Here is a 13,185-nt window from a genome sequence, read left to right on the forward strand (position 1 = left end):
GCCACCGAATTTCTTCGCACATACAGTTGCAATTGCAGCTGTTAAAGTTGTTTTACCATGGTCAACGTGACCGATTGTGCCCACGTTAACGTGTGGCTTATTACGTTCAAACTTAGCCTTAGCCATGAGATCTTCCTTTTTAAACTACTCATGCAGGATCACTGCATGAGCACTTGGTTTTTAACTATGAATTAGTTTGGGCTTATAGTAATCGAAAGATTACTCGTCGTCACCTTTTTTACCGCCAGACTGGAATTTAGAAATGATGCCTTCAGCCACGTTACGTGGAGTTTCAGCATATTTAGCAAATTCCATAGAGTATGTTGCACGGCCTTGAGACATAGAACGCATTTGAGTCGCGTAACCAAACATCTCTGCAAGTGGAACTTCAGCTTTAATTGCTTTAGTACCGCCAGGCAAGTCATCCATACCTTGAACCATACCACGACGACGGTTTAAGTCACCCATGATATCGCCCATGTAGTCTTCTGGAGTTTCTACTTCAACTTTCATGATCGGTTCAAGCAAGATAGGATCTGCTTTCATGAAACCGTCACGGAATGCGTAAGAACCTGCCATCTTGAACGATAATTCGTCCGAATCGACATCGTGGTAAGAACCGTCAAACAATGTAGCTTTGATGCCTACAACTGGGTAACCAGCAAGGACACCATTCTTCATACGCTCTTGGATACCTTTATCCACAGCACCGAAGAATTCTTTAGGAACTACACCACCAACAACTTCTTCAGCGAACTCGTAGTCTTTACCAGCATCAGCATCCATTGGCTCTAAACGTACGTATACGTGACCAAATTTACCTTTACCACCAGTTTGACGAACGAATTTACCTTCTTGTTCAACTGACTTTTTGATCGTTTCACGGTAAGAAACCATTGGTTTACCAATGTTTGCTTCAACACCGAATTCACGCTTCATACGGTCAACAATAATGTCAAGGTGAAGTTCACCCATACCAGCGATGATTGTTTGACCTGACTCTTCATCAGTACGAACGCGGAATGATGGATCTTCCTTAGCCAAACGACCTAAAGCAATTGACATTTTTTCTTGGTCAGCTTTAGTTTTTGGTTCAACAGCCAATGCAATTACTGGCTCTGGGAATTCCATACGCTCAAGTGTGATGACATTTTTCTCATCACAAAGTGTATCACCTGTAGTTACGTCTTTAAGACCTACACACGCAGCGATATCACCCGCACGAATTTCTTCAACGTCTTGACGATCGTTCGCGTGCATTTGCACGATACGGCCGATACGTTCACGTTTAGATTTAACTGGGTTATAAACAGAATCACCTTGTTTAAGAACACCAGAGTAAACACGTACGAAAGTTAAGTTACCTACGAATTTGTCGTTCATGATTTTGAACGCAAGTGCAGAGAACGGAGCTTCGTCAGATGCTTCACGAATCGCTTTAGTTTCAGCTTTATCGTCAAGAACACCTTCAATCGCTTTAACTTCTGTAGGCGACGGTAAGAATTCAATTACTGCGTCCAACATACGTTGAACACCTTTGTTTTTGAATGCTGTACCACAAAGCATTGGTTGAATTTGACAAGCCAAAGTTTGAACACGTAGACCATTAACGATATCTTCTTTAGAAAGATCGCCTTCTTCTAGGTATTTGTCCATTAGCTCTTCAGAAGCTTCAGCAGCAGCTTCAACCATGTTTACACGCCATTCTTCAGCAGTAGCTTGAAGTTCAGCCGGGATTTCACCGTATTCAAACTTCATACCTTGTGAAGCTTCGTCCCAAATGATCGCTTTCATTTCGATCAAGTCGATTACGCCTTGGAAGTTTTCTTCAGCGCCAACAGGGATTACTACAGGTACTGGAGATGCACCTAAACGTGTCTTCATTTGTTCAACAACACGGAAGAAGTTGGCACCAGTACGGTCCATCTTGTTCACGAATGCTAAACGAGGCACTTGGTATTTGTTCGCTTGACGCCATACAGTTTCAGACTGAGGTTGTACACCACCTACAGCACAGTAAACCATACACGCACCATCAAGAACACGCATAGAACGTTCAACTTCAATTGTGAAGTCAACGTGTCCCGGTGTATCAATTACGTTGATACGGTGTTCAGGGAACTGTTTAGACATACCTGACCAGAATGTAGTCGTAGCAGCAGAAGTAATGGTAATACCACGTTCTTGCTCTTGCTCCATCCAGTCCATTGTTGCTGCACCATCGTGTACTTCACCAATTTTGTGAGATACACCTGTGTAGAACAAAATACGTTCTGTAGTCGTGGTTTTACCAGCATCAATGTGCGCAGAAATACCAATGTTACGATAACGAGAAATTGGGGTTTGACGAGCCATGATTTCTTGCATTCCTAAATTTTGTTGTTTAAAACAGGCGCTTTAAGCTGACGAACAGCTTAAAGCGATTCGATGACAGTTTGGCGTAAGCCAAGCTATCACCCTCCTGAATAGGGGCTGTTTTAGTCGCTTAGAAGCGGTAGTGAGAGAATGCTTTGTTGGCTTCAGCCATACGATGCACGTCATCACGTTTTTTAACCGCTGCGCCTTTACCTTCAGCTGCATCAAGCAACTCACCAGCAAGACGTAAAGCCATAGTTTTTTCAGAACGCTTAGCAGCAGCATCTACTAACCAACGCATAGCTAGAGCAGTACGACGGGATGGGCGTACTTCCATAGGTACTTGATAAGTAGCACCACCAACACGGCGTGCTTTTACTTCAACCATAGGACGAACTTTTTCAAGAGTAGTCTCGAAAAATTCAACTGGGTCTACTTTGTTTTTTTCTTGAACGCGGTCTAAAGCACCGTAAACGATACTTTCAGCAATAGATTTTTTACCATCTTGCATTACGTGGTTCATGAATTTAGCGATTGTTTGGCTGCTGAACTTAGGATCCGGAAGGATTTCACGAGCAGCAACTACGCGACGTCTTGGCATTTTAAACTACCTATATATATGACACTTCAGGTTAATCCAGCCGTAGCACAAAGTGTCATGTGCTTTCGCTGGCCTTACTACACGTCGCTTGAATTTCACAAAATTAATGCAGAAATCAGACAAGCGAGACGATAAAGGATTGCAGTTCTAGCGAACTAAGATGTTAATCTCGAAAGATTATTTCTTAGGACGTTTAGTACCGTATTTAGAACGAGACTGGTTACGATCTTTCACACCAGCACAGTCTAAAGAACCACGAACGGTATGGTAACGTACACCTGGTAAGTCTTTAACACGACCACCACGGATAAGAACAACACTGTGCTCTTGTAGGTTGTGGCCTTCACCACCGATGTAGCTAGAAACTTCAAAGCCAGAAGTTAAACGCACACGGCAAACTTTACGCATTGCTGAGTTAGGTTTTTTAGGTGTAGTTGTGTAAACACGTGTACAAACACCACGACGTTGTGGACAAGCCTTCAACGCAGGAACTTTAGATTTTTCAACTAAAGTCGTACGACCCTTACGGATCAACTGATTTGTTGTTGCCATTTGGCAATTCTCCCGTTAATAAAAAACCCAAAAAAAGACGACTTTTTGAGGGCATGCAATTGTAAGCTAAGACGTAAAAATGGTCAACATTTCAAACTACATGTAATGCTGACCAAATCAGGACTTTTACAAATTTCTATCTATTTTAAAGGGTTTATTTTTTACTTGGCGCATTTCGTCTTTTTGTAACCTTTTTTTCGGTCGGCTCTACCGCAGGTTTAGCAGCGACTTTTGAAGCTGTGTCAGGTTTATTTTCCGTGAAAGACTCACTATTGTTCTGTGTAGCCTCCTCAGCCTCATCCATTGGATATAAATCTGCAAGATCCTCTTCCATTTGTAGGGCTGGTTGCTGCGGTGCGACAGCATCATGAGGCTCAACCATTTGATCTGCGAGCTGTTCCAGCCCTTGTTGAACACGCTCTTCGGTTGCGACAGGCTCTGTGACTTTGTCGGACTTTTTCTGAACTTTTACCTTAGCAATACTTTGATGACCATTTAACTCCATTTCAGCCCCAAGCTTCAAATCTAAGCTATCGGTCTCTGATGTATTGCGCTGTGACAACAGTTTTGGCGAGGCTTTCACCAAAAGCTCAAGTGAGCGTTCATATGCAGTTAAAGCACTCAGGCTGGTATCTTTTTGTTGGATGATATACTGGCGGGCTTGTGAAAAAACCAGTTGTGCTTTTTGGTGTACATCATCAACGAGACGCCAACTATAAGCTGCACTCACCCCTGCACTGGCAATTGGTGTGAGTTTTGCCAGCTTATTCAGTAGCGATAGGTTGGCAATCGACTGTCCCCATTTCAGCTGACCATCGGCATTGGTCAACCATTTCTTTAAGGCTTCAATGTCATTGCTTGAACCTAAAAGCTGTTGTAACTGAGAGACATCATGGGTTTGCAAGGTACTTGAAATGGCTTTTATCGCCATCAACAAAGTTTGTTTTTCCGCAATCAGCCCAAGATCAATCTGTTTAAAAATAAACTGGACGATGTCTTGATCGGACTCTTTAGTTAAGTCAAAACCATAAGAACGTCCCACTTGGTAGATCATACGTAACGACATCACCAAGGAAGCGGGCACATCTACGGTTGAGCCCACAAAGCCTGTTGCACCAGTCAGTGCGCCTTGCAAGATGGCAATAATTTTATTTTGTTCAGACAATGCCTGACTAATCCGTTTTGAACGGTCGACATCTTGGGTCAACATCTCTAAATCACGCACGCCCGCTTCATCTAAAACGGCATCGACCGAGCTCATACTCGAGCTAAATTGATTAAGCTGGCTAAAAAAATAATCTGCGGCTTTATCGGAAAGTTGTGGCGACACAAAATGCGCGACTCGATTTGCGTTGACATAATGACGTCCCAATAAATGCCGTGATACTGTCGGCAGATGGTCTCTTAAGACTTGCTGCGGATTTTCATAACGCTTATTTTTCGATTTTGTTTTTGTGCTTGCACTATCACCAGTTGTAGCATTGGTCAGTGCTGAGGCCGTATCTGGGCTCACTTGGTTTAATATGTTTAAACCTGTATGGCTGAGCTTTTTAGCCACTCCGAAGGCATTTGAAAAGAAACCACTGCGCTGTTTATTGTTTGAATCCGCCATTCCGTACCCCGTGCTTTATAATCTTTCATTTCTAGCTAAATACTAGGTGTAGTACGCATTTATCTCAATAAGAATATGTGTCTTTTAGTAAAGTTGAAATGCCCTGCTCCCGATTTTAAGACAAGTCAAATTGGCATAGGATTTGCCATAAGAATTAAAAATTCTTTCTGCTATTATGATCTGCATTGAAAACATAAGAGTTGCAATTGGCTTAGAAATAAATTGTTGATTCATCTTTAAGCGTAACTCTGCAAAACCACCATATAAGGGATCTTTAAATGAAACGTGTAGTAATCACTGGCATGGGTATCAACTCATGTATCGGTAATACTTTGGAAGAAGTTACTCATGCATTACAAAACGGGATTTCTGGGACACGTTTTAACCCAACCTATGCTGAACTCAATTTTAAAAGCCATATCAGCGCTGCTGCTGAACAAGACTTTGATGGCATCGACCGTAAGCTAAAACGCTTTATGGGTGTTTGTGCCATGTATGCATACAATGCTGCGGTTGCTGCGGTTGAAAATGCAGGCTTAACAGCAGAGCAAATTGGTGGCAATCCACGCTATGGTATCGCGGGCGGTTCAGGTGGTGGTTCAACTGCATCTGTAGTTGAAATGAAAGAATTGTTAGACACCAAAGGCGCACGTAAAGTTGGTCCGTTCTTCGTACCACGTAATATGTCGAACACAATTACGGCAAACGTTGGCGTTGCTTTTAAAATGCAAGGTGTTGCACACACCATTACCAGCGCATGCGCAACGTCTGCTGATGCAATTGGTTATGCCTACAACCTAATTCAACTCGGCAAACAAGACTTAATGCTTGCGGGTGGTGGTGAAGAAGATCACTGGTCTCAAAGCTTGTTATTTGATGCGATGGGTGCACTGTGCTCAAAATACAATGACACACCAGAAACAGCGTCTCGCCCTTATTCAGCAGACCGTGACGGTTTCGTGATTGCTGGCGGTGGCGGTTTTGTAGTACTTGAGTCTTTAGAACATGCGCAAGCACGTGGTGCCAACATTTTAGCTGAAGTGGTGGGCTATGCTGCAAACAGTGATGGTGCAGACATGGTTGCCCCATCGGGTGAAGGCGCAACACGTTGTGTACTGATGGCACTTGAAGAAGCAAAACAACACGGCGTAAACAAAATTGACTATGTGAATACGCATGGTACGTCGACGCCTGCTGGTGACATCACTGAATTAAAAGCAATGGAACGTGCATTTGGCGAAGGTCAAGTTCCTCCACTGAGCTCGACCAAATCAATGACGGGTCATAGCTTGGGTGCTGCTGGCGTACAAGAAGCGATCTACTCGGTCCTAATGATGCAAAATGACTTTATTGCACCAAACATCAACGTGACTGAACTGGATGAAGGCGCAAAACCATTTGATATCGTGCTTGAAAAACGTGACGCAAAATTGAATACTGTGATGAGTAACAGTTTCGGTTTTGGCGGCGTAAATGCATGTCTCATTTTCAAAAAGTGGGAAGGCTAAGCCGCCCATTTTAGGGTGACTTGATGGATGCTCCTTCTGATGCTTTCTTGTGGGTAAAAGCATTACATATTATTGCCGTGGTGTGTTGGTTCGCTGCATTGTTCTACTTACCACGGCTCTATGTTTACCATGCCATGAGTGATGATGCCGTCAGTCATCAACGTTTCGAGGTTATGGAACGCAAGTTGTACCGTGGCATTATGTGGCCGTCGATGATTGCAACACTGATCACGGCACACTTCTTGGTGGATTGGGGTGATGCAACGCGCCACTACCATGAAGCCCTGTGGTTCTACCTCAAAGTCGGCTTGGTTGGACTGTTAGTGATTTACCATTTTGTTTGCGGTTATTACCGTAAGAAATTGATTGGTCATGCGCACTACAAGTCACACAAATTTTGGCGCTTCTTTAATGAAATGCCGACCCTCATTTTATTTGCTGTGGTGATTTTAGTCGTGGTTAAACCGACATTTTAAAATCCCACACTTAAAAAGCCCCGATTGATTCGGGGCTTTTTAATATCTATAAAAAATCAACAGCACAGCCAAAGATCAGCGCTATGACCGTATCCAAGCTTGACGAATTTTTAAATTGAGCGGGGTCGAATAATATTTCTCAATCGCCCAACTCAAAATAAACACCGCGATAAAATAAACAGGCAACAACATCAACTTTTCAGCCGCTAAAGTGTCTTTGGGGAAATACACCACTTTCATTAAGCCGAGAACAATTAAGTGAAACAAATACATTTCATAGCTACGCTGCCCAATCCAAACCAAACTCCGTGCCGTGGATGAGGTAGGTTTAACTTTCGGGTCTTGGGTAAAACACAATATGAGTAAAGCCGTAAGTAAAGCAAATACGCTGATGCCCCAAGTACTCACCTCTTTGATGGGTGCATAAAAATATAAAGCGGTCATCAAAAACGATATCACAGCAACAATTACTTTTGGATTATAAATGGCAGCTTTAAAATGTTGCGCATACATTGCAGTGAGGCAGCCAATGGCAATCCCATCAAAGCTGGAGAAATAATGATACAGATAAGCGCCGCTTTCCTCGCCAAAATGGAGGGCACGAAAATACGGTGCATACGCGATGACAGCGAGCAGAAAAACAATAAAGCCTTTGCCTCGACCCAGTGCTAAACACAGGACAGGAAATGCTAAATAGAAGACTTCTTCAACCGATAAAGACCACAATACGCCCAAAGCATAGTTCACCCAGCCGTATTTAATAATCAATAAATTCATCCAGAAGCTCAACGCTGAAAGAACAGTCACAGCATAGGAGACCTCTACGCCATTGGGCGACTGATTGAGAAAGGGTTGCAACCCTAAACTTCCGAGCACACTGACCATCGCAACCAATAACACCAGACACGGTATGATTCGGGCAATACGACGGATATAAAAATCTTCCAGCTTAATCTGCGCCAAAGATCCACTACGCTGTAAAGTATGCTGGGTAATCAAAAAACCTGAAATGACAAAAAACATGGTTACACCATAGTTGCCGTTTCGGGCAATCAAGGTACTTAAGCTCCCCCCCAATGGGGATACCGAGAAAGGTATCGTGTAATTTATACGGAATATTGAAATGGTGAATCAGCACCAACAGGATGGACACGCCACGCAGAATGTCGATTTTATAATTACGCATAAATCATTATTAAAATTTTAAAGTGCCTCATTAAAAGTGAAATCGCCTGATTTAGACAGCTTTTATATATAAAAACATACAATTATCTAACACTGAATTAGAACCCATTGATTCAGCTCAAGCAAAAAGAAAGCCCTGCTTTTGCAGGGCTTTCTTTCAAATATCAAAAGTACAGAATGAGTTTTAGCTATTTACTGCGGAGTCTTACTGTTTTAAGTTTTAATTGCTTAAGTTCGTTTTGTTCCTTGCGAAGTTGTACTTCTCATTCGCCAAAAGAACCAAAAACATTTGTCATCCGCAAAACCTGTTGACTTTCTGTATTTAAAAAAATTTCGTTGCAAAAACAGTCCACTTTAAATGCTAGACAGGTTACGGATGACATCGTCACGTATCGAATAAAACCCCAAACTTAAAAAGAAAATACCAGTCAGTTAAGAAACTGACTGGTATTACTACTTATGCAGGGCTTTCTTTCAAACATCACTTGTACAGAATAAATGTTACTTAGTTGTCCAATTGCTGCCCTAACAGACGTTTTTTCATACGTGGTTTATACAGCAGTTGATACGTCACGGCTAAAATAATCACCCATAATGGACTGATCATCAATGCGCGAAGGGTATCCGCCTCTAAACTCAAAATAATCAACGTAAAGAACAAGAAGATTAAGACCACATAAGACATCCAAACACCGCCTGGCATTTTAAAGGTCGATTTTGCATGTAGCTCAGGACGCAATTTACGGTAGCGGATATAGCACACCATAATAATGCTCCAGATACTGATGAACAGAATCACACACAATGAGCTGGCTAATGTAAAGGCTTCAACCGTGTTTGGTACAAAGTACTGCAGCGCAGCACCTGCCATGATAAAAGCACATGAGAAGAATAAGCCTTTTGCTGGCACCGCACGTTTTGATAGACGCGCTAGGCTCTGTGGTGCTTGCCCTTCTCTTGCCAAACCAAACAGCATCCGTGATGTAGAGAACACACCACTATTCATTGAAGACATCACTGAAGACAGCACAACCAAGTTCATAATGATGGCTGAAGTTGGGATACCTGCATGTAAAAATAGTGAAACGAACGGGCTTTGATCCGCAGGAATTTGATTCCACGGCGTCACTGACATCACTACAAATAATGACAAGACATAGAACAAAATGATACGGGTTGGAATCGCATTCACTGCTTTCGGTAAGTTCTTTTCAGGATCTTTGGTTTCAGCAGCCATGGTTCCAATTAGCTCTACACCGACAAAGGCAAAGAGTGCAATTTGAAAACCGGCCAAGAAGCCATCGGCACCTTTAGGAAACATGCCGCCATACGACCAGACATTGGTAAAGCTGGAAGCCGTGCCATCCGGTGAGTGAAAATGGCTGAATACCATAAAGCCGCCTATCACGATCAGCCCTAAAATGGCTAAAATTTTGATTAAAGCAAACCAAAATTCAATTTCACCAAAGAGTTTCACAGTCAGCAAATTTAACCCAAGGACAAACAGCACACAGCCGACACTGATTAAAGCCTGCCCCATGGGAGTAAAGGCCATGTCTGGCGGGAGCCAAAAACCAAGATAGTTAATAATGGCTGCCAAGTCCGCAATACCGACCAAGACCCAACCGAGCCAATAGGACCAACCGATATAGTAACCCGCACCTGGCCCAATCAGATCATGAGCCATATCGATAAACGACTTATAGTGCAAATTTGACAATAAAATTTCGCCCAATGCACGCATCAGGAAGAAGAACATGGTCCCGATAATCATATAAATGATCAGAATCGAAGGACCAGCAAGAGAGATTGTTTTGCCCGAACCCATAAACAGGCCCGTACCAATCGCGCCACCAATGGCAATCAATTGTAGGTGGCGGTTGGATAATTTCCGTTGTAATTCATGCGATGATGCATTTGCACCGTCAGCTTGTGGGGTAGTCGTCATAATTTAACATCCTGTTAAAGTCCTTTTTTGCGTATAAACCATGTTCATACAGTGCTCGTTATCCTAACGGGCGGCATTTATACGCTCATCAGCACTTCAGTTGAAACCCAAGCGCTGATATACACGGGGAGAGTTTAAAAAAATTAGTTTTGTGCAGCTGTCACTGCAATTTCGATCAACCAGTTTGGATTAACCAAATCAGCCTGAATCGTGGCACGTGAAGGCGCTACACAACCATTCATCCAATCAATCCAAATCGCATTGACTGTAGAAAAATCAGAGAGATTTTTGATGTAAAGCTGAGCAGATAACAAACGTGATTTATCTGTATTTGCCAAAGCTAAAAGCTCATCAATTGTTGCTAAAATTTCACGGGTCTGACCTGCGACATCATTGTCGGTATTTTTTGGCACTTGCCCTGACAAATACACCACTTGATTAAACACAGTGACTGCACTCATGACTTCGTTGGTGTTGAATTTTTGAATGTCTGAATGTGACATAGGTCTTTCCTTGTATGAAACTGTATAAAAATAAAATTTAATCTTGGATAAAATTGACACGTGCAGTGACAGCACACATCAGCTCATAGCCAATCGTGCCTGAACCTGCTGCGACTTCATCAATGCTAAGCACAGTGCCCTGTTTCGATGTACCCCACAGCACCACTTCGCTGCCAACTTGGGCATTTGGAAGGTGAGATAAATCGACTGCTAACATGTCCATGCTGACACGTCCGACCAAGCTACTGCGTTGTCCATCGACTAAAATAGGCGTACCTGTTGCGGTAATCCGTTGATAACCATCGGCATAACCACAAGCTACAATACCCACACGCATGTCGGTTTCAGCAATGAACTTTGAGCCATAACCAACGCTATCGCCTGCTTTTAACTGCTGAATGGCAATCAACTCGCTGCGCAAACTCATGGCAGGTTGCAAATCCCAGTCTTGAATCGAATGGCTTGGATAATCTGGAGAACTACCATAGAGCATGATGCCGCTACGGATCACATCCGACTGCAACTGTTCATGGCGTAAGATGGCTGCGCTGTTGCTAACAGAACGGGCACCCGGCAGATCATGGGTAATGGCATCAAATAACTGACATTGATGCGCAATGCCATCACGCCCGAAACGCTCACCATCGGCATCTGAAAAATGCATCATATGGGTTAAACATTGAACTTGAGGCAAGCTGGAAAGCTGCTGCCACACTTGACGGTACTGTTCAGGGCGGAAACCCAAACGGTTCATGCCGCTGTTCATTTTTAAATAAACATCAAACTGCGCATTTAAAGGAAAACGCGCTAACCATTCGAGTTGATATTCACTATGAATACTGAAGCTTAGACCCAGCTCATGGCAGTCAAATAGATCTTGCTCTGAGAAAATACCTTCGAGTAACAGAACTGGACCTGTCCAGCCCAAAGCACGGATGCGTTTTGCTTCTGCCAAATCGAGCAGCGCAAAACCATCGGCAGATTTGAACGCTTGATAGACGCGTTCAATCCCATGACCATAGGCATTGGCTTTGACCACCGCATAGACTTGGCTATTCGGCATTTTAGTGCGAGCAACATTTAAATTATGCTGCAGTGATTGGCTATGAATCACTGCAGTAATTGGACGTGGCATTTTCTTCTTCCTTGAATCAATATGACCTAAAAACGAATTAGGCTGCTGAAGGGTAACGTTGAATCGATAAGCCTTCAGTACTGATGTCTGGTTGATGATTCATCACTAAGTCACTAATAAGCTTGCCTGAACCACATGCCATGGTCCAACCCAAGGTGCCGTGTCCTGTATTCAAGAATAGGTTTTTAAAACGAGTCGCACCAATAATCGGCGTAGAATCTGGTGTCATTGGACGTAAACCGGTCCAGAAACTTGCTTCAGCTAAGTTTCCACCTGGGAATAAGTCTTGAGTGACCATCTCCAAGGTTGCACGGCGGTCTTGGTTTAACCCGTGGTTGAAACCACTCAGTTCAGCCATACCACCCACGCGGATACGTTGGTCAAAACGCGTGATGGCAATTTTATAAGTTTCATCAAGAACCGTAGACTGCGGTGCAAATGCAGGATCTATAATTGGAATGGTCAGTGAGTAGCCTTTGACAGGATACACAGGCAAATTCAAATTCAATGGTTTCAAGAAATCACGTGAATAACTACCAAAAGCAAGCACATAACGGTCTGCTGTAAGCACTTGACCATCAACCACCACGCCTTTGATTTCATCGCCTTCAACCACAAGTTTTTCAACATTTTGGTTAAATTTAAATTCTACGCCCATGTCTTTCGCAAGGTTTGCCAAAGCGTTGGTAAATAAGTAACAGTCACCTGTTTCATCATTCGGTAGGTGTAAACCACCGACCAGTTTGTCTTTGGCATAGGCTAAAGCTGGCTCGACTTTGGCTAAGTCATCTTTTAATAATAGTTCGTAGTCGACGCCACATTCTTTTAACACTTGAATGTCACGTTGTACTGCATCCAGCTGTGCTTCATTACGGAAAACCTGCAAAGTTCCTTTCGCACGGTTTTCATAGTGAATGCCTGTTTCTTTACGCAGTTCACGTAAGCAGTCACGGCTATATTCAGCAACACGCGTCATACGCTCTTTGTTAATAGCATAGCTTTGTGGATTGCAGTTTTTCAACATTTGCGCCATCCAGTTCAACTGCCACATGCTACCATCGATGTTAATCGCTAACGGTGCATGGTGTTGGAACATCCACTTTACGGCTTTAAACGGAATACCAGGTGCAGCCCACGGTGTAGAATAACCTGGAGAGATTTGCCCTGCGTTACCAAAGCTAGTTTCTTCAGCAGGACCAGCTTGACGGTCTAAAACCGTAACGCTTGCGCCTTGTTGTGCAAGGTAATACGCACTTGCAACTCCGATGACACCACTACCTAAGACAATTACACGCATGACTGATCCCTTA

At 43.2% G+C, this 13,185-nt stretch carries 11 protein-coding genes and 1 pseudogene; 2 read left to right on the forward strand and 10 right to left on the reverse strand.

The window, feature by feature from the left end; translation table 11 throughout:
* The 5 genes from HYI04_RS12045 to HYI04_RS12065 form a co-directional block, all read right to left on the reverse strand.
* Positions 1–126 (reverse strand): GTP-binding protein (locus HYI04_RS12045; RefSeq protein WP_227518531.1); only part of this gene is annotated, 126 nt, incomplete at its 3' end.
* A 93-nt stretch (positions 127–219) separates the two neighbouring features.
* Entirely contained in the window at positions 220–2,355 is a 2,136-nt protein-coding gene (gene fusA / locus HYI04_RS12050; RefSeq protein WP_010326001.1) for an elongation factor G, read from the reverse strand.
* A 130-nt stretch (positions 2,356–2,485) separates the two neighbouring features.
* On the reverse strand, positions 2,486–2,956 hold the full coding sequence (rpsG, locus tag HYI04_RS12055) for a 30S ribosomal protein S7 (RefSeq protein ID WP_004694929.1): 471 nt from the start codon (positions 2,954–2,956) through the stop codon (positions 2,486–2,488).
* Between the two features lie 177 nt (positions 2,957–3,133).
* A complete protein-coding gene (gene rpsL, locus HYI04_RS12060) occupies positions 3,134–3,508 on the reverse strand; it encodes a 30S ribosomal protein S12 (RefSeq protein ID WP_002050319.1) in 375 nt (124 codons plus the stop codon).
* Between the two features lie 154 nt (positions 3,509–3,662).
* Positions 3,663–5,120 (reverse strand): EcsC family protein, encoded by a 1,458-nt coding sequence (locus HYI04_RS12065; protein ID WP_159153685.1) that lies wholly within the window; start codon positions 5,118–5,120, stop codon positions 3,663–3,665.
* 278 nt (positions 5,121–5,398) lie between these two features.
* On the opposite strand from HYI04_RS12065, the gene HYI04_RS12070 reads away from it, so the two are divergent.
* Together HYI04_RS12070 and HYI04_RS12075 are read left to right on the forward strand one after the other, a co-directional pair.
* Positions 5,399–6,628 carry a beta-ketoacyl synthase N-terminal-like domain-containing protein gene (locus HYI04_RS12070; RefSeq protein ID WP_005400178.1) on the forward strand — a complete coding sequence of 410 codons (1,230 nt, stop codon included), beginning with the start codon at positions 5,399–5,401 and terminating at the stop codon, positions 6,626–6,628.
* Between the two features lie 23 nt (positions 6,629–6,651).
* Positions 6,652–7,104, forward strand: a complete 453-nt coding sequence (locus tag HYI04_RS12075) for a CopD family protein (RefSeq protein WP_005011820.1) — start codon at positions 6,652–6,654, stop codon at positions 7,102–7,104.
* Between the two features lie 81 nt (positions 7,105–7,185).
* Here HYI04_RS12075 and HYI04_RS12080 read toward each other — a convergent pair.
* The 5 genes and pseudogenes from HYI04_RS12080 to HYI04_RS12100 form a co-directional block, all read right to left on the reverse strand.
* Positions 7,186–8,290: pseudogene (locus HYI04_RS12080) on the reverse strand (acyltransferase family protein).
* Between the two features lie 504 nt (positions 8,291–8,794).
* Positions 8,795–10,237, reverse strand: coding sequence for an amino acid permease (locus HYI04_RS12085; protein WP_178896200.1), 1,443 nt, complete (start codon positions 10,235–10,237; stop codon positions 8,795–8,797).
* A gap of 143 nt (positions 10,238–10,380) precedes the next feature.
* The gene (locus HYI04_RS12090) at positions 10,381–10,740 is read right to left on the reverse strand and encodes a RidA family protein (protein WP_004694941.1); all 360 of its coding nucleotides are present in this window, start codon (positions 10,738–10,740) and stop codon (positions 10,381–10,383) included.
* A 37-nt stretch (positions 10,741–10,777) separates the two neighbouring features.
* Positions 10,778–11,875 (reverse strand): alanine racemase, encoded by a 1,098-nt coding sequence (gene alr / locus HYI04_RS12095; RefSeq protein ID WP_178896201.1) that lies wholly within the window; start codon positions 11,873–11,875, stop codon positions 10,778–10,780.
* A gap of 37 nt (positions 11,876–11,912) precedes the next feature.
* Positions 11,913–13,172, reverse strand: a complete 1,260-nt coding sequence (locus HYI04_RS12100; protein WP_218645688.1) for a D-amino acid dehydrogenase — start codon at positions 13,170–13,172, stop codon at positions 11,913–11,915.
* Positions 13,173–13,185 lie beyond the last annotated feature (13 nt).

This window comes from Acinetobacter sp. SwsAc2 (assembly GCF_013391465.1).
In the GTDB taxonomy this organism is placed as follows: Bacteria; Pseudomonadota; Gammaproteobacteria; order Pseudomonadales; family Moraxellaceae; genus Acinetobacter; species Acinetobacter johnsonii.